Annotated in this window: 21 protein-coding genes and 1 tRNA gene; 15 read left to right on the top strand and 7 right to left on the bottom strand. The window is 71.1% G+C overall.

The window, feature by feature from the left end; genetic code table 11:
* The first annotated feature begins 235 nt into the window (after window positions 1-235).
* Entirely contained in the window at window positions 236-2047 is a 1812-nt protein-coding gene (locus ACFVWW_RS16690; protein WP_386879215.1) for an MFS transporter, read from the top strand.
* Window positions 2048-2076: 29 nt separating this feature from the next.
* Complete coding sequence (locus ACFVWW_RS16695) at window positions 2077-2772, top strand: hypothetical protein (protein ID WP_386879175.1); 696 nt, start codon at window positions 2077-2079, stop codon at window positions 2770-2772.
* A gap of 27 nt (window positions 2773-2799) precedes the next feature.
* On the opposite strand, the gene ACFVWW_RS16700 is transcribed toward ACFVWW_RS16695, so the two are convergent.
* The 3 genes from ACFVWW_RS16700 to ACFVWW_RS16710 all read right to left on the bottom strand — a co-directional run bounded on the left by ACFVWW_RS16700 (window position 2800) and on the right by ACFVWW_RS16710 (window position 7513).
* Window positions 2800-3684, bottom strand: a complete 885-nt coding sequence (locus ACFVWW_RS16700; RefSeq protein WP_384191682.1) for a cellulose-binding protein — start codon at window positions 3682-3684, stop codon at window positions 2800-2802.
* Window positions 3685-3983: 299 nt separating this feature from the next.
* Complete coding sequence (locus tag ACFVWW_RS16705) at window positions 3984-6542, bottom strand: SUKH-4 family immunity protein (RefSeq protein ID WP_386879176.1); 2559 nt, start codon at window positions 6540-6542, stop codon at window positions 3984-3986.
* A complete protein-coding gene (locus tag ACFVWW_RS16710; protein ID WP_384191685.1) occupies window positions 6539-7513 on the bottom strand; it encodes an SMI1/KNR4 family protein in 975 nt (324 codons plus the stop codon). Before ACFVWW_RS16710 ends, ACFVWW_RS16705 begins: the two co-directional genes overlap by 4 nt.
* A 347-nt stretch (window positions 7514-7860) precedes the next feature.
* Between ACFVWW_RS16710 and ACFVWW_RS16715 the strand changes: the two genes are divergently transcribed.
* Window positions 7861-8361 carry a YwqJ-related putative deaminase gene (locus tag ACFVWW_RS16715; RefSeq protein WP_384191688.1) on the top strand — a complete coding sequence of 167 codons (501 nt, stop codon included), beginning with the start codon at window positions 7861-7863 and terminating at the stop codon, window positions 8359-8361.
* Between the two features lie 2 nt (window positions 8362-8363).
* The gene (locus ACFVWW_RS16720) at window positions 8364-8852 is read left to right on the top strand and encodes an SUKH-3 domain-containing protein (RefSeq protein ID WP_386879177.1); all 489 of its coding nucleotides are present in this window, start codon (window positions 8364-8366) and stop codon (window positions 8850-8852) included.
* A gap of 136 nt (window positions 8853-8988) precedes the next feature.
* On the opposite strand, the gene ACFVWW_RS16725 is transcribed toward ACFVWW_RS16720, so the two are convergent.
* The gene (locus ACFVWW_RS16725) at window positions 8989-10323 is read right to left on the bottom strand and encodes a sensor histidine kinase (RefSeq protein WP_384191694.1); all 1335 of its coding nucleotides are present in this window, start codon (window positions 10321-10323) and stop codon (window positions 8989-8991) included.
* A 156-nt stretch (window positions 10324-10479) separates the two neighbouring features.
* Here ACFVWW_RS16725 and ACFVWW_RS16730 point away from each other — a divergent pair, with 156 nt between their 5' ends.
* The 7 genes from ACFVWW_RS16730 (at window position 10480) to ACFVWW_RS16760 (ending at window position 16057) form a co-directional block, all read left to right on the top strand.
* Entirely contained in the window at window positions 10480-11223 is a 744-nt protein-coding gene (locus tag ACFVWW_RS16730) for a hypothetical protein (protein WP_384333719.1), read from the top strand.
* A 27-nt stretch (window positions 11224-11250) separates the two neighbouring features.
* Window positions 11251-11322 (top strand) — tRNA-Gln (locus ACFVWW_RS16735).
* A gap of 109 nt (window positions 11323-11431) precedes the next feature.
* Window positions 11432-12889, top strand: coding sequence for a bifunctional UDP-N-acetylglucosamine diphosphorylase/glucosamine-1-phosphate N-acetyltransferase GlmU (gene glmU, locus ACFVWW_RS16740; RefSeq protein WP_386879178.1), 1458 nt, complete (start codon window positions 11432-11434; stop codon window positions 12887-12889).
* Between the two features lie 109 nt (window positions 12890-12998).
* Complete coding sequence (locus ACFVWW_RS16745) at window positions 12999-13976, top strand: ribose-phosphate diphosphokinase (protein ID WP_384191703.1); 978 nt, start codon at window positions 12999-13001, stop codon at window positions 13974-13976.
* A gap of 200 nt (window positions 13977-14176) precedes the next feature.
* The gene (locus tag ACFVWW_RS16750) at window positions 14177-14770 is read left to right on the top strand and encodes a 50S ribosomal protein L25/general stress protein Ctc (RefSeq protein ID WP_384191707.1); all 594 of its coding nucleotides are present in this window, start codon (window positions 14177-14179) and stop codon (window positions 14768-14770) included.
* A gap of 106 nt (window positions 14771-14876) precedes the next feature.
* Window positions 14877-15473 carry an aminoacyl-tRNA hydrolase gene (pth, locus tag ACFVWW_RS16755; protein WP_386879179.1) on the top strand — a complete coding sequence of 199 codons (597 nt, stop codon included), beginning with the start codon at window positions 14877-14879 and terminating at the stop codon, window positions 15471-15473.
* 65 nt (window positions 15474-15538) lie between these two features.
* Complete coding sequence (locus tag ACFVWW_RS16760) at window positions 15539-16057, top strand: hypothetical protein (RefSeq protein WP_386879180.1); 519 nt, start codon at window positions 15539-15541, stop codon at window positions 16055-16057.
* Window positions 16058-16129: 72 nt separating this feature from the next.
* On the opposite strand, the gene ppc is transcribed toward ACFVWW_RS16760, so the two are convergent.
* Window positions 16130-18859, bottom strand: a complete 2730-nt coding sequence (gene ppc / locus ACFVWW_RS16765; RefSeq protein WP_384191716.1) for a phosphoenolpyruvate carboxylase — start codon at window positions 18857-18859, stop codon at window positions 16130-16132.
* Window positions 18860-19111: 252 nt separating this feature from the next.
* Here ppc and ACFVWW_RS16770 point away from each other — a divergent pair, with 252 nt between their 5' ends.
* Together ACFVWW_RS16770 and ACFVWW_RS16775 are read left to right on the top strand one after the other, a co-directional pair.
* Window positions 19112-20110, top strand: a complete 999-nt coding sequence (locus tag ACFVWW_RS16770; protein ID WP_384191719.1) for an acyl-CoA desaturase — start codon at window positions 19112-19114, stop codon at window positions 20108-20110.
* Window positions 20107-20805 (top strand): TetR/AcrR family transcriptional regulator, encoded by a 699-nt coding sequence (locus ACFVWW_RS16775; protein WP_384191723.1) that lies wholly within the window; start codon window positions 20107-20109, stop codon window positions 20803-20805. Before ACFVWW_RS16770 ends, ACFVWW_RS16775 begins: the two co-directional genes overlap by 4 nt.
* 26 nt (window positions 20806-20831) lie before the next feature.
* Here ACFVWW_RS16775 and ACFVWW_RS16780 read toward each other — a convergent pair whose 3' ends face one another.
* Window positions 20832-21653 carry a trans-aconitate 2-methyltransferase gene (locus ACFVWW_RS16780; RefSeq protein ID WP_386879181.1) on the bottom strand — a complete coding sequence of 274 codons (822 nt, stop codon included), beginning with the start codon at window positions 21651-21653 and terminating at the stop codon, window positions 20832-20834.
* A 148-nt stretch (window positions 21654-21801) separates the two neighbouring features.
* Here ACFVWW_RS16780 and ACFVWW_RS16785 point away from each other — a divergent pair, with 148 nt between their 5' ends.
* Window positions 21802-22299 (top strand): MarR family winged helix-turn-helix transcriptional regulator, encoded by a 498-nt coding sequence (locus ACFVWW_RS16785; RefSeq protein WP_384191729.1) that lies wholly within the window; start codon window positions 21802-21804, stop codon window positions 22297-22299.
* On the opposite strand, the gene ACFVWW_RS16790 is transcribed toward ACFVWW_RS16785, so the two are convergent.
* Window positions 22258-23046 (bottom strand): LuxR C-terminal-related transcriptional regulator, encoded by a 789-nt coding sequence (locus tag ACFVWW_RS16790; RefSeq protein ID WP_384191731.1) that lies wholly within the window; start codon window positions 23044-23046, stop codon window positions 22258-22260. The two genes, ACFVWW_RS16785 and ACFVWW_RS16790, sit on opposite strands and share 42 nt — an antisense overlap.
* A gap of 243 nt (window positions 23047-23289) precedes the next feature.
* Here ACFVWW_RS16790 and ACFVWW_RS16795 point away from each other — a divergent pair, with 243 nt between their 5' ends.
* Window positions 23290-23736 carry a GNAT family N-acetyltransferase gene (locus tag ACFVWW_RS16795; protein WP_386879182.1) on the top strand — a complete coding sequence of 149 codons (447 nt, stop codon included), beginning with the start codon at window positions 23290-23292 and terminating at the stop codon, window positions 23734-23736.
* The last annotated feature ends 27 nt before the right edge of the window (window positions 23737-23763 follow it).

Here is a 23763-nt window from a genome sequence, read left to right on the forward strand (position 1 = left end):
CCCCGTCGGGGGCCGTCCGCAGCCGTAAGAACAAGGTAAAGAACGGGCGCCCGTCTCCTCGTCCTCCAGCGGGACGAACGGTCCCTGGCCAGAAGTAAGGACAACCCCCTAGGGGTCTCCCCCTTCAGGTGGAGCCCCTGGGTGGAGCTGATGGGGGAGTTCCTGGGGGAACGCGTCGGGGGAACCCGCGCCCTCCCGCCGCGCGAGGTGCGGGTGAGAGGGTGTCCCCCAGGAGATACGTGCACAGGGAAGGGATCTTGTGAGCGGCGGCGGAAGTGGCGGCGGAAGTACCGAGGACTCCGGACGGACGGAGGCGATACCCGAGGCCCCCGCGCCGGCCTCCGCGCCGGTTTCCGCATCGGGCCCCGCGCCGGCCTCCGCGCCGGTTTCCGCATCGGGCCCCGCGACGGGCTCCGCACCGGGCTCCGCACCGGGCTCCGCACCGGGCCCCGCGCCGGCTTCCGCACCGGGCCCTGCGCCGACCTCCCCACCGGCCCCCGCATCGCCCTCCGCACCGCGCGAGCGCAAGCGCGGCCGCGGCCCGGTCGTCGCCGCGCTGATGCTCGGCATGGCGCTCGCCGCCCTGGACGGCACCGTCGTCTCCACGGCCGTCCCGCAGATCGTCGGCGACCTCGGCGGATTCGCCGTCTTCTCCTGGCTGTTCTCCGGCTACCTGCTCGCCGTGACCGTCACCCTGCCGGTGTACGGAAAGCTCTCCGACACCCTCGGCCGCAAGCCCGTCCTCATCGCCGGCATCATCCTCTTCCTCGTCGGCTCACTGCTCTGCGCCACCGCCTGGAACATGGCCTCCCTGATCGCCTTCCGCGTCGTCCAGGGCCTCGGCGGCGGCGCGCTCCAGGGCACCGTGCAGGTCATCGCCGCCGACCTCTACCCCCTCAAGGAACGCCCCAAGATCCAGGCCAAGCTGTCGACGGTCTGGGCCACGTCGTCCGTGGCGGGTCCTGCCCTCGGCGGACTGCTCGCGGGCTACGCGGACTGGCGCTGGATCTTCCTGATCAACCTTCCGGTGGGCGCGGTCGCGCTCTGGCTGGTGGTCAAGTACCTGCACGAGCCGCGCCGTACGCCGCCGACTCCCGACGGCGCCCGTACCGCACCGGCGCTCCGGCGCCGTATCGACTGGGCGGGCGCGCTCGCCGTCTTCGCCACCGGCGCGCTCCTGCTCACCGCCCTCGTTCAGGGCGGGGTCGCCTGGCCCTGGCTCTCCGCGCCCTCGTTCGCCTTCCTCGGCGGCAGCGCGGTCCTCGCCGCCGCCACCGTCGTCATCGAGCGCCGCGCCGCGGAGCCGATCATTCCGGGCTGGGTCTGGCGCCGCCGTACCATCGCCGCCGTCAATCTCGCGCTCGGCGCGCTCGGCCTGCTGATGGTCGCCCCGACCGTCTTCCTCCCGACGTACGCCCAGTCCGTGCTGGGCCTCGGACCGATCGCCGCCGGCTTCGTCCTCTCCGCCATGACGCTGAGCTGGCCGGTCAGCGCGGCCCTGTCCAACCGCGTCTACAACCGCATCGGCTTCCGGCAGACCGCCCTCATCGGCATCTTCCTCGCCATGCTGATCCTGCTCGCCTTCCCCCTCCTGCCGTTCCCCGGACAGGCCTGGCAGCCGGCACTGATCATGCTGCTCCTCGGCGGCGCGCTCGGACTCTTCCAACTCCCCCTGATCATCGGGGTCCAGGCGACGGTCGGCTGGTCGGAGCGGGGCACCGCCACCGCGTCCATACTCTTCTGCCGCCAGGTCGGACAGAGCGTCGGCGCCGCCCTGTTCGGCGCCGTCGCCAACGGAATCATCGCCTCCCGGCTCGCCCACCCGCCCACCCCGGGGCTCCCCGACGACCTCGACTCGGTCTCCCACGCCCTGGAAAACCCGGCCACCCTCACCACCGAGGCCGCGGACTACCTGCGCCGCGCGGTGGACGCGGCGGTGGACCACGTCTACCTGGGCGCGGCCGGAGCGGCCGCCGTCGCCCTACTGACACTCCTCTTCGTAGCCCCCCGCCGCTTCCCGGTCCTCCCGGACAAGGACGGCGCCTGACCGCACGATGACGTCCGAGGATGGTAATCATGAGAAGGGCTCTCGCCCTCCCCCTGCTGGTGGCCCTGCTGCTCGGCGCAAGCGCCTGTAGTGACGAGGGCGGGGACTCCGCGCCCAAGGATTCCGCCGCTGCCCAGGACTCCGCCTGCGAGGAACTCCTGGGCGACGCCGGCCTGAAGTGGCTCGAAAGCCGCACAGGAGGGCCCGGGAAGGCACACATGAGGAGCGACGACGGCCTGGAGGAGGCGCGGACGCTGTTCTACGACCAGGTGCTGGGCTGGGATCCGGACAGCGACGGTGTGCCCTCGTTCGTGACGGCCGAGGTGTGCAAGGCAAGGACGGACGTCGCAGATCCCCGGAAACAGCTCGCCCTCCAATTCGGCGCCTCCCTCTTCCCTTTCGACTCTCCTTTCGACGCGGAGTCCGACATCCAGGCCGAGCCGGCCGTGACTCCGGTCGGCCCCGATGTGAAGCTGGTCCACGGGAAGGACCGCGACGGAACGGTTCGCTATCGCGTGTACGTCAAGTGCCGGATCGCCGGGGCACCCGCGGAGCAGGAGAACGAGATACCGGTCGAGGGGCAGCTGGCCGACACTCTCACCGGCGAAACCAGCGCCCGCGTCCACCTCACCCGTCTGCTGCACTCCGCCGGGGTCATGACGAAGAACCTCGGCTGCGAGAACAAACCCCTCGTCCCGGCCGAACCGCCCGCCTCCGTGAAGTAACCGGCCGCTCGTGGTGGAGGGGTGGGGTCAGCCCTCCACCGGGGCGCGGCCGGTGAGGGCTGCCAGGCTGTTGCGGACGTGGGCCATGTGCGCCTGCGTTTCCTCGCGGCTCTCCTTGTGCTCCCGGAGCACCCGCTCCGTGTCCCGTGCCACGCGTTCCGCGCGCGCCCGGGCCTGGGCGATCAGTTCCGCGGCCCGGGCCTGGGCGTCCTCCTGGCCGTGCCGTGCCTGCTCGCCCGCCTCGGCGAAGGCACGCTGCGCCTCCGCGAGACCCGCCTGCGCGTACGCGGCGAGTTCGGCGCGCTGGACCTCCACCGCGGCCTCGCGCTCGGCGAACTCACGCTCCATCACCGCCAGCCGCTCGGACTGCTTCCGCTCCAGATCGTCGATCACACCCTGAGCTCGCCGGCGCATCGCCTCGAACGCCGCGAGTGTCTCCCCGCGCCGTGCCTTCACCTCGCGCCGCGCGTCGGCCCGCTCCGCGTCGGCCACGTTCTGCGCGGCCCGCAGGACCTGTTCGGCGAACGCCTCCGCGTCCGCCCGTACCGTGTCCGCCTGTTCGCGGGCCGCCGCCCGCACCCGCCGGGCCTCGGCCGCTTCGAGCAGCGCCCGGGCCTCCTCCCGCGCCCCGGCCCGTACCGCCTCGTCCGCCTCCGCCGCGAGCACCAGGATCTGCTGGGCGCGCCGGCCGAGCGTCTCGTACGTCTGCGGTGCGAGCGCCGCCGCCCGGCGGCTGAGCCGGTCCGCGTCGCCCTCCATCCGTTTGGCGAGAACGGTGAGCCGTGCCGCGCGCTCCCAGGCGTCGTCGCGGTCCCGGAACAGCGCCACGACGCGCTGGTCGACCTGCTCGGGGTGGTAGCCGCGGCCCCGCACGGACACAAAGCCATGAGCCGACAACGGTGCAGCACTCATCCTTGAAACCCCTCTCCGACAACAACGCCATCCGGCGCAATCCTGCTGGATCCAAACGAAGTGCCCATAACGCGACACTCTGCCTGCTCAACCCGGCCTAGGATGCGGCATGAGGGGTGAAAAGCCGGAATTTCCCGCCGGAGGGAGGCCCCTTCCGAGAGCACGTCCGAGAGCGCGGCCGGCACCACAGCCGTCAGCACAGCCGTCAGCGCGCCCGGAAACGGCCGAGGCGCCCACCGCGTCTCGCGGGGGCGCCTCGGTCCATCCGTACCCGGTACGTTCACCGGGCCGCGCTCACATCACAGCAGGCCGTCCCACATCTGCTCCAGCAGCACCGACCACCAGCTCTCCGGCGACGACAGCGCCGCCGGGTCGAGCGCGGCGAGCTGCGCCTGGAAGTCGACGGTCCAGCGGCCCGCCTGCTCCGGAGTGAGCCCGAAGCGCAGCCGCCACATCCGGCCGAGCAATGCCAACGACCGTGTGAATTCAGGCAGTCCCGTGTTGACGAACTGCGGCGGCACCGACTGCCCGCCGGGGCCCGCCTCGACCGGCACCGCCATGATGTGCGCCGTGCCGTACTGGACACAGATCGCCCGGCCGAAGTCGCTGCCCATCACCAGATACGAGCCCGCGTCCGGGGCGGCCTGCACCTGCCGCTGCGCGGCCAGTTCGGCCAGCGTGGGCACCACCGGCTGGGCGGGCTGCGCCCAGAAGAACGGGCCGAAGTCGGCCGGCAGACCCGCCCACACCAGGGTGCGCGCCACGATCTCCGGCACCCCCTGGCGGGACACGCCCCGCTGGTCGAACCGGCAGATGCCCTGCGGGCCGAACGCCCCCATCAGCTCCTGCGCGATCCCCTCCGGCGGAAGCGGCGGCGCGGGCGGCATCTGCGGCAGCGGCGCGCGCACCGGCGCGGGCCGCGCGGGGCCGTCCGCGACCTGATGCAACTCACCCTGGTGGGTGAGCAGATGCTGCACGCCCTGCTGACGACTGGCGTGATCCTGCCCGTACGGGGCGACGCTGGTGATCCGCACCTGCGGCCAGGTCTCCCGGATCATCCGCGCGCAGTAACCACCCGGGAGCTCGCACGACTCCAGCTCCGTGTGCAGTTCGAGCACCTGCTGCGGCGGCACGTTCATGCCGCGCAGCTCATGCAGGATCTGCCATTCGGGATGCGGGGTGCCGGGCGCGGAGCGGCGGATGAGCTGCGCCTCGGAGCCGTCGGGCGCACGGTAGCGCAGCACGGCCTGGTAGCCGGGGCCGACGGTCGGCAGACCGGGCGGCTGCTGCGGATAGCCGTACGCCGGGGGCTGCGGCGCCTGCGGTGACTGCGGTACGGGGCCGGGGCCGGGGGCGCCCGGCGGCATACCGGGAGGACCCGGAGGGCCGGGAGGCCGTGGTGCGGCCGGCGGCGGGCCGACCGGGCCGGGCCCCGCGAGCATGGTCGCCGCGTGGTGCACCCCGCCCGGAGGCGTACCCGGCGCACCGGGCGGACCGGGAGGCTGCGGAGCACCGTGGGCACCCGGCGCACCAGGAGGGCCGGGCGGCTGAGGCGGACCCGGCGGCGGGGACTGACCGCCCAGGCTCGGGTTCGCGAACATCGTCGCCGCGTGATGCACCCCGCCCGGAGGCGTACCCGGCACACCAGGAGGACCGGGCGGACCGGGAGGCTGCGGAGCACCGGGCGGCTGCGGCCCCTCGGGGCCGAGGTTCGGGGCCAGTTGCGTCGGCAGGTATCCGCCCGCCGGGGCACCGGGCGCACCCGGACCCGACGCGGGCGGGGTGGCGCCCGGCGGCCGCGCGCCCGGGATACCGGGAGCGCTGGGCGGCGGCGGAGTCGTCGGACCGCTGCCGCGCGCACCACGCCGCGGGACGGTTGCCTTGCTGGTCGCGGCGTCGGCGATATCACCGGCGCCGGAACCGGGACCGCCGGGACCGGGACCAGAAGCGGGACCGGCAGGCCCTCCGGGCCCTCCGCCGGGGCCGGGCGGCTGCCCGCCCAGCCCGGGAGCGAACGTCGTACGCGGCAGTTGACTGCCGCCCGACATCAGCGCGGTCGGCGCCTCGGCGCCCACCACCGGCGGCGGGGTGTCATCGTCGTCCGACCCGGAGAGCGGCGGCGCGAAGACCGTCACCGGCAGCGGTACGGAACCGTCCTGCGGCGACGCGGACCCGCCATTGGTGTCGGTCCCGGCCCACGGGGTGGCGCCGGCGGGCACACCCGGCGACGAGGCCGGCACACCCTCGTTGGCGGTGGGCTCGTACACGGCGCCACCACTACTGCTGCCCGGCCCTGCCCAGCCGGAACTGCTCTGCGAGGCGTTGGCCCCGGAGACCCCGGCCGCGCCGGCGCCGTAACCGCCCCCCAGGGACGGCGAACTCGCGCCGCCCTGAGGCCCGGACAAAGCGGACGACGCCGACGCCGACGCCGACGCCGAAGGAGCCGACGAAGCTCCCTCCGGCGTCCGCCGGTCCGGAATTCCCAGCTTGTCCGCCGCCTCCTGGAGCCACTCAGGCGGGCTCAACAGGAACGACGTCTGATTCAGATCGATCCGCTGCGGCGGCTCCGGCGCGGGCACCGCCTCGGCCGGTGTCCCGTACTCCTCCTCGTACCGCCGGATCACCTCACCCACCGGCAGCCCCGGCCACAGCGTGGCCTCGCCGCTGTCCCGGGCGATCACCAGCCGCTGTCTGCCGCCGTCCGACGTCGGACCGTCCTCACGGTCCTCCGCCCACACGACGAAGCCCAGCTCGAACTCCCGTACCCGCACCTCGCGATGCTGATAGCCGGGCAGATCGCCGTTGACCCACTCTTCCGCGCGCTCCTGCGCCTGCGCGAAGGTCACCATCGCGCTCATCCCTCCACCGGGACGGCGCGCGCGAAGCCGCCGTCCACCATCAGGTTCGCCACGGTCTCCAGCTCCGCCGGACTGCCCGCCAGCCGCTGCAGAAAGGCGTCGAAGTCGTCGCCACAGGGCAACAGCAGGCGCTCCACGCGCTCCTGCACACTCCAGCCGTCCTGGTCCCTGGCGTCGTCGTACGCGCAGAACCAGACCGAACCGGTCCGCTCGCCCTTGACCTTGACCGCGAGAATGCCGCCCTGGACGAAACCGACGCCCAGATAGTCCTTGGTCAGATGGTCCCGCAGACACTTGTTGACGTACACCAGGTCATTGACCGCGGCCTCGTCCCGCACCGTGAAGAACGGCTGGTCCACCAGCAAACCCAGCTCCGGATCGAGCGCCGCGCCCACCGGCGCGCAGCCGCCCGCCGCCTTCAGGAACGAACGGTAGGCACCCGGCAGCCGGTAGCCGAGATCCTCCTCCACGCCCAGCAGTTGCTGCTCGCTGACCGCCACCGCGCCCTTCGGCAGCCCGAAGTGCACCGGACGGGTCGCCTGCAACGGACGCGTGCCCCGCTTGCCGTGGTCCACGAGCGCCGTCGCCAGACCGCCGTGATGCCGCAGCAGCGCCTTCACCTCGACCGGCACCAGCACCAGCCGGCGCGAGGCCGGCACATGGTGCCAGGTCAGACCGTGCGGGGTGGCCACCGAGGGAATCGTGCCCCACAACTCGTGGCCCGCGGCGTGCAGCGCGGCATTCGCCGACACATAGTCCGTGAGCCGCAGCTCGTCCACACCGAACCCCTCGGGGGGCTCGGCTATCTCCGCGGCGGCGCGCGCGTACGGCGAGAAGTCCGGATAGCCGTTGTCATCCACCCGCACACCCCTGGGGTGACGGGAGGCCCGGACCGGATCCGGGAAATGCACGACCTGCCCGGCATAGGCCGCGTTTGGCGCGGCGTGCTGCCCGAGCCGACCTGTCGTCATGGCGGTTGCCCCCTGCTGCTTCCGGCTGGTTCACCACAGCCCTGGTTCACGACAGCCTATGCGGTGAGGCAAGGGGGAGATCCGGCGCTCCTCGCCCCTGCCGGTCCCGCTCCGGCCCGCCTCCGGTTCCTGCTCCGGTCCCACCCGGAGCCGACACCGGCCCGACACCGATCCGCCCCCTCCCGCGCGGTGACCAACGGTCACGCGGGAGTGACCCAGCGCCGACGCCACGCCACAATCCCCGCCCCAGCTTTCCCACAGCCCTTCACATTTGGCAGGCTGTCCCCGCAACTCGGGGGCGTGACACCAGCGGCCACCGGCCGCGGCACAGGGGAGGGGACAGCACTTTGCACACAGCAGCAACCGACGCATCCGGCGACCCACGCCTCAGCTGGAGCAGTACGGAGCCCCACCGCGCACCCGCGCTCCACCGGCGGCGCGACGGCATCCTGCCCGCCGTCGCCGCGGCACTCTCCGTCCGCGGCGAGACGCTCACCAGCACCGCGGGCAAGGGTGACCGGCCCCCCACCCTCCACCCCCTCGTACAGGACTTCCTCGACGCCCTCACCAGCAGCCAGCGTGAACGGTTCACCGGCCGCTGCCCCGAAGCCATACTGCTCTCCCGCCATCTCACCGCTGCCGAGGAAGCCCGCTCCAAACGAGCCCGGCGCAAACCCCTCACCCACAGCGAGGCGCGCCGCTCCCTCAAACACTCCAAGCTGACCGCGCGCCGCATCCGCGAGGACGGCGACCCGCTGCACGGCAGCTACGCCCCGCCGTGCCGTTCCTGTACGGCCCTGCTCGCCCACTTCGGCGTACGGCCCGTCGACCCCACCGAGAACGGCTGAGCATGCCCGACCTCAACACCGCCCGCTTCCCCGTGCCCGTCGACGCCGCGCTGCGCGAGGCCGGCTGGCAGCCGGGGCGCTGGGACATCAGACAGGCCGAGGTGTGGGCCGACGCCCTGAGCGCCCACACCACCCCGGCCGGCCACCGGCTCAACGTCTTCCCCACCGCCGTCGAGGCCTGGGCGGAATTCGGCGGACTGCGCGTCACCGCGCCGGGACCTGGCCGGCAGGTGGCCCCCTCGTCCGTACGCATCGACCCGATGGCGGGCATCCACCTCGCCCGTACGCTGGCCGACCTCGGCCGGTCCCTCGACACGGAGATCAGCCCGCTCGGCGAGGAAGGCGAAGGACAGGCCGTCCTCGCGATCGACATCACCGGCCGCGTCTTCAGCATCGACCACACCGGCGACTGGTACCTGGGACCGGACATCGACCAGGCGCTCGCCACCCTGATCACCGGCATGGAACCGGCCCGGCTGATCTCGGACTGACGGACCGGGGCCGGGCGGCCCGAAGCGGGGCCGGGCGACCCGAAGCGGGGCCGGGCGACCCGAAGCGGTCGTACGCGAGTCCCCTGCGGCCCGGTCACGCAGCCCCGGTAGGTCAGCCACGGTCAACCAGCGGCGGTCACGCAGCGGCACGCGGCGCCGGCAGCACCGCCGACACCCGGAAACCCCCCGCGTCCGTCTCACCCGAGACGAACACGCCCCCCAGAGCCGTCACCCGCTCCCGCATCCCCACCAGGCCGTTCCCCCCGCTCGGCAGCCCCGCGTCCTGCGCGCCACCGTCCGAAGGCCCGTTCTCCACCTGCATCGCGACCTCCGCGTCACGATGCGCCAACCGCACCATCACCTTCGCCCCGGCCGCATGCTTGAGGACGTTCGTCAGCGCCTCCTGCACCACGCGGTACGCCGTCTGCTCCACCACGGGCGCGTACGAACGCCACTCCCCCTGCACCGACAGCTCCACCACCATCCCCGTCTCCCGGGACTGGCCCACCAGCACCTCGATGTCCTCCAGACCGGGACCGGCCTCCGCCGCCGCGGCTGCGGCCGCCGCGGCCGCGAGACCCACCGACGCCAGCGGCACCGCCACGGGCACCGCCGCATCCGCCGCCTTACGCGCGGCCACCTGCTCACCGGCCCGCAGCACCCCGAGCATCTCCCGCAACTCGGTCAGCGCCTGCCGGCCCATGTCCCCCACCAGCGCCGCGTTCTTCACCGCCTTCGACGGATCCTTCAACGCCACCGCCTGCAACGCCGCCGCGTGCACCACCATCAGACTCACCCGGTGCGCCACCACGTCGTGCATCTCCCGGGCGATCCGCGTCCGCTCCTCCGTACGCGCCCACTCCGCACGCTGCTCCGCGCGGTCGGCGAGCAGCGACAGCTCCTGCTCCAGACTGTCCGCCCGTTCCCGCAGGCTCTCCATCAGCCGCCGTCTGGCCCCCACGTACAGGCCGAACAGCACCGGCGGCGCGGTCAGCCCCACCGACATCAGCACCGCGACCGTCGGTACGTACCACCGCCCCGAGTCGAACCCCGTGTCGGTCACGTTCTGCCGGGTCCGTACGAACGTCACGATCAACGTCCCCACCAGCGACATCCCCGCCAGCGAGACGATGATCCTGCGCGGTGTCTCCGAGGCGGCGAGCGTGTACAGCCCGACCAGCCCCATCAGATAGCCCATCTCCGCGGGCGTGATGGCGATCGAGACCAGCACCACGGCGAACGGCCACCGCCGCCGCACCAGCAGCACCGAACCGGCCAGCAGCCCGAACACCACCCCCACCGGCACGAGCAGCCCGGCGGAATCCGAGAACCGGACCCCCTCAAGACCGCACTCCAGAGCCGACACGAGTGCCAGCCCCACATCCAGTACGGCACTGCGCCGCCGCCCCCACCACCACACACCGCGGGCGGTCGTGCCCGCAGCGTCCTGGTGTGCCCCCGTTGTGGTCATGTCTCCCAGACTACGGGCGCCCGCGACCCAATTTCCGGCGACCGCGACAGCACAGAACGCAACGACGCACGCCCAGAACAAGCGTCGATCCCTCGAACTGGCGAACCGCCCGCGTATTCGATCCGAGCGTCCGCATTCCGGACGACGATCTCCCCTATGACAGCAATCACCAGCAAATGCCCGGACTTCGAACGCCTCCGCGAACGGCCGAAACGCCCGAACGCGAAGGACGACCTGCGCGAAAAGGCACGGGAACTGCGCCTCAAAGGGCTCACGTACAACCAGATACAGCGGGAGCTGGGCTGCTCGAAGAGTTCGATCTCCCTGTGGGTGCGGGACCTGCCGAAACCGGAGCGGCACGACTCGGTCGAGCAGGCGAAGCTGGCGTCCCGGAAACGGTGGGACCAGGAACTGGCGACACGGGACACGGACCGCCGGCAGACGAAGACCGAGGCGGCGCGCGCGATCGGCACCCTGACCGACCGGGAGCTGCTCATCGCCGGAGTCACCCTCTACTGGGCCGAGGGGGCCAAGGACAAGCCGTACCGCCGCTGCGAGAGGCTCCAGTTCATCAACAGCGATCCCAATGTGATCAGGCTCTACCTGCGCTGGCTCGAACTTCTGGAGGTCCCGCGCGACCGGATGCGCTTCCGGGTCAGCATCCACGAGTCGGCGGACGTCCCCGGGGCCGAGGCATTCTGGGCCGGCCTGGCAGGCGTCGACCCTTCCGCCTTCCAACGGGCGACGCTCAAGAAGCACAACCCGAAGACGACACGGAAGAACACCGCCGAGGCATACAGGGGATGCCTGATCATCTACGTCACCAAGAGCGCCGAGCTCTACCGTCGCATGGAGGGGGCTTGGTACGGCATAGTGTTGGGTGCTGATTCACCGACCTGACCCAATGTCCGGTTTGGCGATATATATTCCCCCGTGGTGTAATTGGCAGCACTGCGGCTTTTGGTGCCGTATGTCCAGGTTCGAGTCCTGGCGGGGGAGCTGCTCACTTCGGGTCCTGACCTCACCGGTCAGGACCCGCATTCGTTTCCGCCCCGATACCCCCCGGTATCCTGCGGTTGTCCACCACCCGAAGCCGAAGGGCATTCCCGTGAGCGCCAACCGCCCGGCAGCCGTCGTCGTCCTCGCAGCGGGTGAAGGTACCCGCATGAAGTCGAAGACCCCCAAGGTTCTGCATGAGGTCTGCGGGCGCTCGCTCGTCGGACATGTCGTGTCCGCGGCCCGTGAGCTCGGTCCCGAGCATCTCGTCGTCGTCGTCGGCCACGCCCGTGAGCAGGTCGAAGGCCATCTCGCCGACTCCTTCCCCGGCGTACGCACCGCCTTCCAGGCCGAGCAGAAGGGCACCGGCCACGCCGTCCGGACGGCGCTCCAGGAGCTGGGGAACACGCCTGACGGAACCGTGGTCGTCGTCTGCGGGGACACCCCCCTGCTCTCCGGCGAGACCCTGACCGCGCTCGCCGCGACACATGCCGCCGACGGCAACGCGGTGACCGTGCTGACCGCCGAGGTCCCCGACTCGACCGGGTACGGGCGGATCGTCCGGGACGGCGCGAGCGGCGCGGTCACGGCGATCGTGGAGCACAAGGACGCCACCGACACGCAGCGCGCGATCCGGGAGATCAACTCGGGTGTGTTCGCGTTCGACGGGCAGCTGCTCGCGGACGCGCTGGGCAAGGTGCGTACGGACAACAGTCAGGGCGAGGAGTATCTGCCCGACGTGCTGGGCATTCTGCGGGAGGCCGGGCACCGGGTAGGGGCGTCCGTGGCCGTTGATCACCGGGAGATCCTGGGGATCAACAACCGGGTGCAGCTGGCGCAGGCGCGGCGGCTGCTGAATGAGCGGCTGTTGGAGCGGGCGATGCTGGCGGGTGTGACGGTCGTTGATCCGCTGTCCGTGCTCGTGGATGTCACGGTGACGTTCGAGCAGGACGCGGTGGTGCATCCGGGTACGCAGCTGCTGGGGGCCACACATCTCGGTGAGGGCGCCGAGGTGGGGCCGAATTCGCGGCTGAAGGACACGACGGTCGGCGCGGGTGCCCGGGTGGACAATACGGTCGCCCACGGCGCGGTGGTGGGTGAGGCCGCGTCGGTGGGTCCTTACGCGTATCTGCGGCCGGGTACCCGGCTGGGTGCGAAGGCGAAGGCCGGCACGTATGTGGAGATGAAGAACGCGACGGTCGGCGAGGGCACCAAGGTGCCGCATCTGTCGTATGTCGGGGACGCGACGATCGGCGAGTACACGAATATCGGCGCCGCGAGTGTCTTTGTGAATTACGACGGTGAGGCGAAGCATCACACGACGGTCGGCTCCCACTGCAAGACGGGTTCGGACAACATGTTTGTGGCGCCCGTCACGGTCGGGGACGGTGCCTATACGGCGGCCGGGTCGGTGATCACGAAGGATGTTCCGGCGGGTTCGCTGGCGGTGGCCCGGGGCCAGCAGCGGAATATCGAGGGTTGGGTGGCCCGGAAGCGTCCGGGCAGCGCTTCGGCGCTGGCGGCTCAGGCAGCTCAGTCGGCGCCGGGGAGCGCCGGGAACGAAAGCTGACCGGAAACAGGTGCTCCGATCTGGGCGTACCGTGATATCTGCACGATTCGGCTGGCTCGCAGGGACGCGCGGGTGCAGCGGCCGTCAACACGTCTGAGGAGACAGTGCTGTGACCGGGATCAAGACGACCGGCGAGAAGAAGCTGATGCTCTTTTCCGGCCGCGCCCACCCCGAGCTGGCCGAGGAGGTCGCGCAACAGCTGGGTGTCGGCATTGTGCCGACCAAGGCTTTCGATTTCGCCAATGGTGAGATCTATGTCCGTTATCAGGAGTCGGCGCGCGGTGCGGACTGTTTCCTGATCCAGAGCCATACCGCTCCGATCAATAAATGGATCATGGAGCAGCTGATCATGATCGATGCTCTGAAGCGGGCTTCGGCCCGGAGCATCACGGTGATCGTTCCGTTCTACGGTTATGCCCGGCAGGACAAGAAGCACCGTGGGCGTGAGCCGATTTCGGCCCGTCTGGTGGCGGATCTGATGAAGACGGCGGGCGCTGACCGGATTCTGACGGTGGATCTGCACACGGATCAGATCCAGGGCTTCTTCGACGGTCCGGTGGATCATCTTTTCGCGCTGCCGGTGCTCGCGGACTATGTGGCGGGGAAGGTGGACCGGTCGAAGCTGACGGTCGTCTCCCCGGACGCGGGCCGGGTGCGGGTCGCGGACCGCTGGTGCGACCGGCTGGGTGCGCCGCTGGCGATCGTGCACAAGCGGCGTGACAAGGATGTCGCGAACCAGGTGACGGTCCATGAGGTCGTGGGCAATGTGTCGGGCCGGGTGTGTGTGCTGGTCGACGACATGATCGACACCGGTGGCACGATCTGCGCCGCGGCGGACGCGCTGTTCGCGCACGGCGCGGAGGATGTCATCGTGACGGCGACGCACGGGGTGCTGTCCGGTCCGGCGGCGGACCGGCTGAAGAATTCGAAGGTCAGTGAGTTCGTCTTCACGAATTCGCTGCCGGATCCGGGCAATCTGGAGCTGGACAAGATCACGGTTCTGTCGATCGCGCCGACGATCGCGCGCGCGGTGCGTGAGGTCTTCGAGGACGGTTCCGTGACCAGCCTCTTCGAGGAGCAGGCGTAGCGGTACGGCCTGGTGTCCGCCCCGGTTCCCGGGTGCGGGTGATCGATTTCTGAGGCGGCCTCCCCGCCGGGTAGACTCACGGAGTTGCTCGGCGAGGGAGGCCGCACTCATGTGCGGCGGTCCGTTATCGACGCGCTCTTCGTAGCAGGCCTCGTGGCCGGGTGACGGCCGATTTCCTGTCATCTACGAGGAGTGCAGCCATGGCTGAAGTGAAGATCAGCGCCGAGATCCGTACCGAGTTCGGCAAGGGCGCCGCCCGCCGTACCCGTCGCGCCAACAAGGTCCCCGCGGTCATCTACGGCCACGGCGCCGACACCGTCCACGTGACCCTGCCGGGCCATGACCTGATGATGGCGCTCAAGACCGCGAACGCGCTGATCGGCCTCGACATCGAGGGCCGCAGCGAGCTGGTCATCCCGAAGGCCGTGGTGCGTAACCCGATCAAGGGCTTCATCGAGCACGTCGACCTGCTCGCGGTGAAGCGCGGCGAGAAGGTCACCGTCGAGGTCGCGGTGCACACCGAGGGCGAGCTGGCCCCGGGCGCCAACCTGCTGGAGAACGTGCTCAACACGCTGACCGTCGAGGCCGAGGCCACGCACATCCCGGACTCGGTGACGGTCTCCGTCGCGGGTCTGGACGCCGGTGCGTCGATCCTCGCGAAGGATGTCCCGCTGCCGTCCGGCACCACGCTGGTCACGGACGAGGACGCGGTGGTCATCCAGGTCCTGTCCGCGCAGGCCGAGGAGCCGGCGGCTGAGGGCGCCGAGGGCACCTCTGAGGGCGCCGAGGCCTGATCCTCGGGCTGTTCCCTGCGGGGTGGCGGGCCACGGCCCGCCACCCCGTTCGCCTGTGAAGAACCCGACCTGACGAACGCCGGTACGCGAGGAGACGCAGCGCGCGATGACGACGGATGCCAACGCCCCCTGGCTGATCGTGGGCCTGGGGAACCCCGGTCCTGGCTACGCGGCCAACCGGCACAATGTCGGGTTCATGGTGGCCGACCTGCTGGCGGAGCGCATCGGTGGCTCGTTCAAGCGGGCGCAGAAGGCGCAGGCCCAGGTGATCGAGGGCCGGATCGGGGCGCCGGGTCCGAGCAATCGCCGGGTGGTGCTGGCGAAGCCCGGCTCGTACATGAACCTGTCCGGTGGTCCTGTGGTGGGGCTGCGTGATTTCTACAAGGTGCCGACGGCGAACATCGTCGCGATCCACGACGAGCTGGACATCGACTACGGCGTGCTGCGGCTGAAGCTGGGCGGCGGGGACAACGGGCACAACGGTCTGAAGTCGATGACGAAGTCGATGGGTCCTGACTACCACCGGGTGCGGTTCGGGATCGGCCGTCCGCCGGGCCGGATGCAGGTGGCGGATTTCGTGCTGAAGGATTTCTCGCCGACGGAGCGCAAGGAGCTGGGGTACTTCGTCGACCGTGCGGCCGACGCGGTGGAGGCTCTGGTGATCGAGGGCCTGGAGCGGGCGCAGAGCACGTACAACTCCTGACAAGAGCCCGCATTCCACGGCCGTGGGTTGACCGGGCGCGGTCCCATGGCCAAGGATCCGGCCCCATGTTCAGCCGTTCCGGGGGACGCCCCCAGACCTCCAGGGCCTCGTCGGCTCCCAGAACCTCGTCGCACCTCATGCTGTCGTTCGGCCGCCGTGCCGCGATGGGCTGTGTGGCCCTTCTGCTGCTCGTGGCGGGCGTCTGGTCGTCCTGGGGCGACGCGCAGCATGTGATGCTCGCCCAGGGCCGTGAGCACGGCACCCTCGCGGTCTCGCGCTGCGAGGACGGGGTGTGTACCGGGGCGTACGACCCCGAGGGGCCCGCAGGACCGCGCGGCGGGATGACGATCGAGCAGTCGGCGGCCGTCAAGAAGGGCGAGCGGTTCGCGGTGGTGGTGCGGCCGGACAGCGATGAGCTGGTCCGTACCGGCACGACGGGTCTGCTGTACGCCTGGGTGCCGCTCGGCGGTGCGCTGCTGCTGGCGTCGCTGGTCATCGGCGGCGGGCTGCGTCTGACCCGGGTGGCCTGGGGTACGGCGCTGGCGGGCGCGGCGCTGCTGCTGGCCGCGTTCTTCGCTCTCTGACCGGGGAGCCCCCGTACGAGACTGCCCCCGCCCCGGAATCCCGGAGCGGGGGCAGTTGTCGTACGAACGGCGTCAGCCGGTGTTGCGCAGTCCCGCCGCGACTCCGTTGACCGTCAGCAGCAGCGCCCGCGCGAGCAGCGGGTCCGGTGCCTCGTCCCGCGCCGCCGCCTCGCGCTGGCGGGCCAGCAGCGAGACCTGGAGGTAGGAGATCGGGTCCAGGTAGGCGTCGCGGATGGAGAAGGTCTGCTGGAGGACCGGGTTGGAGTCGAGCAGCTTCTCGCCGCCGGTGATCCGGAGGACTTCCTGCACGGTGAGGGCGTGTTCGGCCTCGATGTCCGTGAAGACGTGCTTCAGGTCGTCGGACACGAGGGTGTCGACGTAGTGGCGGGCGATCCTGAGGTCGGTCTTGGCGAGCGTCATCTCGACGTTCGAAAGGAAGTTCTGGAAGAAGTGCCACTGCTCGTACATCTCGTCGAGCACCGTGTCGAGTCCGGCCTCGCGCAGTGCCTTCAGGCCGGAGCCGACTCCGAACCAGCCGGGCACGATCTGCCGCGACTGCGTCCAGCCGAAGACCCAGGGGATGGCCCGCAGCCCGTCCAGGCCCGCGCCCGAGTCGGGCCGCCGTGAGGGCCGGGAGCCGAGGTGCAGGTCGGCGAGCTGGCCGACGGGCGTGGAGGCGAAGAAGTACGCGGGCAGGTCCGGGTCCTCGACCAGCCCGCGGTACGCGGCGTGCGCGGCGTCCGAGACGGTGTCCATCGCCGCGTCCCAGCGGGCCAGGGCTTCGTCGGACTGGCGGGGCGCGGTGTGCAGCGCCGAGGCCTGGAGGGTGGCGGCGACCGTCAGCTCCAGGTTCTCCCTGGCCAGGGACGGGATCAGATACTTGTCGGAGATGACCTCGCCCTGCTCGGTCACCTTGATCTCGCCTTCGAGGGTGCCCCACGGCTGCGCGAGGATCGCGTCGTGCGAGGGGCCGCCGCCGCGGCCGACGGTGCCGCCGCGGCCGTGGAAGAGCCGCAGCCGTACGCCGTGGCGGTGGGCGACGTCACGGAGCCGGCGCTGAGCCCGGTGGATCTCCCACTGGGAGGTGGTGATGCCGCCGAACTTGGAGGAGTCGGAGTAGCCGAGCATGACCTCCTGGACGTCGCCGCGCAGGGAGACGAGCCGGCGGTAGGAGGGGTCGACGAGCATCTCGTCGAGGATGACGTCGGCGGCGCGCAGCTCGTCGGTGGTCTCCAGCAGCGGCACGATGCCGATCTTCGCCCAGCCGCCGTGCAGGTCGAGGAGGCCGGCTTCGCGGGCCAGGACGGCCGCGGCGAAGACATCGTCGGCGCCCTGGCACATGGAGATGATGTACGACTCGATGACCTCGGGGCCGAACCGTTCGAAGGCCTGCCGGACGGTGTGGAAGACACCGAGTGTCTTCTCGCCCGCGGCGTCGAGCGGTGCCGGGGTGGGGGCGAGCGGGCGGCGGGAGCGCAGTTCCTTGGCGAGGAGCTTCTGCCGGTAGTCGCGCGGCATGTCGCTGTAGCGCCAGGACTCCTCGCCGAGCCGGTCGAAGAGCTGTCCGAGCGCGTGGTGGTGGGCGTCCGCGTGTTCGCGTACGTCCATGGTGGCGAGCTGGAGTCCGAAGGCGGCGAGGGTGCGGATCGTGCGGTCCATGCGGCCGTCGGCGAAGAGCCCGCCGCGGTGCTCGCGCAGCGAGGTCTGGATCAGGGTGAGGTCGTCGAGCAGTTCGGCGGTGCCGAGGTAGTCGCGGCCGTCGGTGTGCGGGGTGCCCTGGGCGAGGCGCTCGCGGGTGTTGACAAGCTTCTGGCGGATGCAGGTCGCCTTGAGGCGGTACGGCTCTTCGGCGTTGAGCCGCTTGTAGCGGGGGCTGATCTCGGGGAGCCGCTCCAGGTCGTCCTGGAGCGAGGTGAGCAGCTCTTCGGTGGCGCCGGTGTAGCGGATGGAGTTGGAGAGCTGGCCGCGCAGCTGGTCGACGAGTTCGAGGGCGTCGGTGATGCCGTGCTCGTGCTGGAGGATCAGCACCTCGCGGGTGACCTCGGGGGTCACGTTGGGGTTGCCGTCGCGGTCGCCGCCGATCCAGGTGCCGAAGGTCAGCGGGCGGGTGCCGGGGGGCAGTTCGACGCCGACGCGTTCCAGTTCGCCGACGAGGTCCTCCAGGACGTCGCCGACGGCGCCGGCGTGGAGTTCGTCGAGGTAGTAGATGGCGTTACGGGCTTCGTCGGCCGGCTCCGGCCGTACGACGCGCAGTTCGTCGGTCTGCCAGATGAGGTCGATGGACTCGGCGAGCCGCAGGTCGTGGCGGCGCCGGTCGGCGGAGATGACGGGTACTTCGAGCAGTTCGGCGATGCGGCGGAGCTTGTTCAGTACGGAGCGGCGGGCGGCTTCCGTGGGGTGCGCGGTGAAGACGGGCCGTACGTTGAGGTTCTTCACGGTCTCGCGCAGATGGTCCGGGTCGGCGTCCTTGAGCCGGTCGGCGGTGCGGGCCAGCAGCCCGCCCTCGGCGGCGCGCCGGTCGCGCATTTCACGGCCTCGGTGGACCTGTTCGGTGACGTTGGCCAGGTGGAAGTAGGTGGAGAAGGCGCGTACCAGCTTGGCCGCGGTTTCCAGGTCGGTGTCCCCGAGCAGCTCGGCGGCGGCTTCGCCGTCCTCGCGGGTCAGCGCGCGGACGCGCTCGACGAGTTCGAGAAGCTCCGGGCCTTCTTGCCGTACGAGGGTCTCGCCCAGCAGGTCACCGAGACGGCGGATGTCGGAGCGCAGCTCCGCGCTGGCGGAAGGGGTCTGGTCGGCACTGCTCACAGGTGCGGCTCCTTGCAGTGTTTGAGCACGTCTGGAGGTTTTCTGGAGACTTCAGGCCGTCCGGTATCGGAGGGGCGGCGTCGGACGGCCTGGCGGACCGCGCTGTCCGACGACACCAGGATAGGTGGCCTTCCCCTGGCGTTATCCACAGGACCTCTTGTCGCGGCGTTCGGCGCTGCCATACTTACGATGCCGTAGGTTACGCACCCGTATCCGGCATCTGCCGTATCCCTCATCCCCAGGGGACCCCCCATGACCGCAACCCCCGACGACGTGATCGAAGACCCGTCCACACCTCCCCCCTCCGCCGGCGGCTCCCCGCTTCCCTCCGCCACGCTCGGCGGGGACAGCAAGCGGTCCATCGAGCAGATCGCTCTGCTGCTCTTCATCGCCGTGCCCTTCGTCGCCCTGCTCGCGGCGGTGCCGCTGGCCTGGCGCTGGGGCGGCGTGAGCTGGCTCGATCTGGGCCTGATGGTGGCGATGTACTACATCGGCTGCCACGGCATCACGATCGGCTTCCACCGCTATTTCACCCATGGCTCGTTCAAGGCGAAGCGTCCGCTGCGGATCGCGCTCGCCGTGGCCGGTTCGCTCGCCGTGGAAGGTCCGCTGGTCCGCTGGGTGGCGGACCACCGCAAGCACCACAAGTTCTCGGACGCGGAGGGTGACCCGCACTCCCCGTGGCGGTTCGGCGAGTCGCTCCCCGCCCTGATGAAGGGGTTGTGGTGGGCGCACATCGGCTGGCTGTTCGACGAGGAGCAGACGCCGCAGCAGAAGTACGCCCCGGATCTGATCAGGGATCCGGCCATCCGGGCGGTCTCCCGGCAGTTCGCGCTGTGGACGGTCGTGTCACTGGCGATCCCGCCGCTGGTGGGCGGGCTGGTGACAATGTCCTGGTGGGGCGCTTTCACGGCGTTCTTCTGGGGGTCACTGGTTCGGGTGGCGCTGCTGCACCATGTGACCTGGTCGATCAATTCGATCTGTCACGCGGTCGGCAAGCGTCCGTTCAAGTCGCGTGACCGCTCGGGCAATGTGTGGTGGCTGGCGGTGCTGTCCTGCGGCGAGTCGTGGCACAACCTGCACCACGCGGACCCGACCAGCGCGCGGCACGGCGTGCTGCGGGGCCAGGTCGATTCCAGCGCCCGGCTCATCCGCTGGTTCGAGCAGTTCGGCTGGGCGTCCGACGTCCGCTGGCCGAGCGCTTCCCGGCTGGACTCCCGGCGCAAGGGCGCACCCTCCAACGCGGCATGATGGGCATTGTGGCGACCGACGGCAGTACCAGCAGCGCGGGCAGCACCGACAAGGGCCGGGCCCCGGCCGGCCGGCGGGCCCGGCGGGTCCGTATGACCGGTGCGGAACGGCGCGAACAGCTGCTGGACATCGGCCGCAAGGTCTTCGCCGAGAAGGGTTTCGAGGCGACGTCGGTCGAGGAGATCGCGGCGAAGGCCGGGGTCTCCAAGCCCGTCGTCTATGAGCATTTCGGCGGCAAGGAGGGGCTGTACGCGGTGGTGGTCGACCGCGAGATGCGTCAGCTGATGGACATGGTGACCAGCGCGCTGACCGCCGGCCACCCCCGTGAGCTGCTGGAGCAGGCCGCGTTCGCGCTCCTCGACTACATCGAAACGTATACGGACGGCTTCCGCATCCTGGTGCGTGACTCGCCGGTCGCGCAGTCCACGGGCACGTTCGCCTCGCTGATCAGCGATATCGCCACGCAGGTCGAGGACATTCTCGGCATGGAGTTCAAGGCCCGCGGCTTTGACCCGAAGCTGGCTCCGCTGTACGCGCAGGCCCTGGTGGGCATGGTGGCGCTGACCGGCCAGTGGTGGGTGGACGCCCGCCGCCCGAAGAAGTCGGAGGTGGCCGCGCATCTGGTGAACCTCGCCTGGCACGGCCTGGAGGGCCTGGAACCCAAACCCCGCCTCATCGGCCACCGCAAGAACTAGCGCCCGCGCTGCGCCGGGCCGACGGGTCAGGCGGGGGTGTGGGCGACCGCGAAGATGCGGCGGAAGGGGAATACCGTGCCGTGCGGTCCCGGTGGGTAGGCCTCGCGGAGCAGTGCGCGGTACTGGCCGGTGAACTCCTGCGTGGCCTCGTCGTCGCCGGCGAGCGCCGTCAGGACGGGGCGCAGGGCGGTGCCCTTGACCCAGTCGAGCACCGGGTCCTCGCCGGTGAGGAGCTGGAGGTACGTGGTCTCCCAGACGTCCGTCGCGCAGCCGAGGTCCGCGAGGCGCGTGAGGTAGTCCGCGGGCTCCAGGACCTTCACGAGGCGCCTGCCCGGGTGGTCGAGCCGCTCGCGCCAGCGCGGGCTGTCGCAGAGCTCGGCGAGCAGGGTGTGGCTGGGCGAGGAGAAGTTGCCGGGGACCTGGAAGGCGAAGGTGCCGCCGGGGGCGAGGGCGGCGATCCAGCGGGCGAAGGAGTCGGGGTGGTTCGGCACCCATTGCAGGGCCGCGTTGGACACGATCAGGTCGTACGGCTCCTCGGGCGTCCAGTGCGCGGCGTCGGCGGTGCGGAAGTCCATGGTCCCGCCGCCCGCGGTGGGGCCGGCGTACTCCCGCTGGGCCCGGTCGAGCATCTCCGGCGAGTTGTCGAGGCCGGTGATGCGGGCGGCCGGCCAGCGGTCGGCGAGGAGCGCGGTGACATTGCCGGGTCCGCAGCCGAGGTCGGCGATCCTGGCGGGTCCGCCGCCGGCCGGCGGTTCGGGGATCCGGGCGAGCAGGTCCAGGAACGGGCGGGTGCGGTGCCCGGAGTGCCTGAGGTACTGCGCCGGATCCCAGGTCGGTGCGGAATGCATGGTCGAGCCCCTTCGCGTGGTCGAGCGCCTTCGCGGCGACGGAACGACCGGGCGGAACGGCCCGCTCGCCCGGTGGGGGCAAGCCTGCACCGCCATATATCTTGACGTCAAGAGACTTCATGTCGAGGCACCCTCTACACTGATCGTCATGGAGGACGAGGTCGACCGACTGGTCGCAGCATGGCGCCGAGAACGCCCCGACCTCGACGTGGAACCGCTCGAGGTGCTCAGCCGCGTCAGCAGGCTGGCCCGCCATCTCGACCGCGCGCGTCGGATCGCCTTCTCCGAGCACAGCCTGGAGCCCTGGGAGTTCGACGTACTGACGTCGCTGCGGCGTGCCGGAGCCCCGTACCAGCTCTCCCCCGGCCAGCTGCTGACCCAGACCCTGGTCACCTCGGGCACGATGACGAACCGCATCGACCGGCTGGCGAAGAAGGGCCTGGTCGAGCGGCTGCCGGACCCCAGCGACCGGCGCGGCGTGCTGGTCAGGCTCACGCCCGAGGGACAGGACCGCGCGGACCAGGCGCTCGCCGGGCTGCTCGCCCAGGAGCGCGCGATCCTCGCGGAGCTGTCCCGGGCGCAGCGAGGCGAACTGGCCGGGCTGCTACGCCAGTTGACCGCCCCGTTCGACAACGTCCCCGGCTAGCGGATCGGCCGCCAGGTCGGCAGGGCCCACACCGGCCCGGCGGGCCAGGGCGACGGCGGCCAGCGTGGAGTGCACGCCCAGCTTGCCCAGCACGTTCTGCATATGGGTGCGGACGGTGTGCGGGGAGAGGAAGAGGCGCTCGGCGACCGCCTTGCGCCCCAGCCCCGCCACCATGCAGCGCAGCACCTCGCACTCGCGCGGGGTAAGCGACTCGACCAGCCGTTCGCTCTCCGTGCGGTGCTTGCGCGCGGCCGTCAGCTCCCGCAGGACGCCCGTGAGCAGGGCGGGCGGCAGATGTGTCTCGTCGCGCAGGACGCCCCGTATCACCGCGAGCAGCCGTTGCAGCGAGCAGTCCTTCGCGACCCAGCCGGAGGCGCCCGCCTGGAGCGCCAGCGCGGCGCGGCGCGGGTCGTCCCTCTCGGCGAGTACGACCATACGGACGGACGGCTGCCCCGAGCGGACCCCGGCGACCAGCGAGATGCCGTCGACCAGCGCCACGTCCCCGTTGTCGGGCACGGCGCGGGCGACGGGCACCTGGACGGCTCCCGCGACCGTGCCCAGATCGGCGTCGACGAGCATCACGTCGAAAGTGCGGCCCTCGGCCGCCGCCCGGTCCAGACAGCGCAGCGCGGCGGGGCCGCTGCCGGCCGCCGAGACGTCCACGTCGGGCTCGGCCGCGAGCGCGGCGGCGAGCGATTCGGCGAAGATACGGTGGTCGTCCACGACCAGAACCCGGATACGTACCAATGGACACCCCCTGAAGGTGGGGAGCGGACCGCGCGGAAACGGCGCCCGGTGCGTGGCGGTACGTCAGCGGCACGGCCCCCGCCGTGCGATGACCGCTACCCCGCTCCGAGCGTCGTACCCGACATGTCTCCACCCCTGATCAGCACCGGCCCCCACCGGTGCTGTGCATCAGCGTACGGGCGCGGGCCCGGGGCGGAAGCAAATTCGCAGAACTGATGGGCCTCGATGCTTAGGCTGGGGCCCATGTTTCGTATGGAGACAGAAGTCGACAAGGAACGGCGTGCTGTGCTCGGCGAACGGCTTGGCACGGCCAATTCTGACCGCTCGCCGGTGATGCGCGCGCTGCGGGACAGTCCGATGGGCGAGGAAGTCCCGCTCCATGTCTGGCTGTTCGAGGAGTCCACGGGCGAGCTGGCCGGCGGGCTCACCGGCCGCACCTGGGCGCGCTGGCTCCACGTCGATCTGCTCTGGGTCGACGACCGGCACCGGGGCGCCCGCCTGGGCAGCCGCCTGCTGGCGGAGGCGGAACGCCTGGCGCTGAAGGAGCGCGGCTGCGCCCGCTCGCGGCTGGAGACCTGGGACTTCCAGGCGCCGGGCTTCTACCAGAAGCAGGGGTACGAGATCGCCGGCCGGGTCGCCGACTATCCGCCGGGCGTGATCGAGTACATCCTGATCAAGTCCCTGGCCTGAGCCCCGTGGCCCTGGACGTGGGCACGG

Origin of the sequence: Streptomyces sp. NPDC058198, from assembly GCF_042882605.1 — a bacterium.
Lineage (GTDB): Bacteria > Actinomycetota > Actinomycetes > Streptomycetales > Streptomycetaceae > Streptomyces.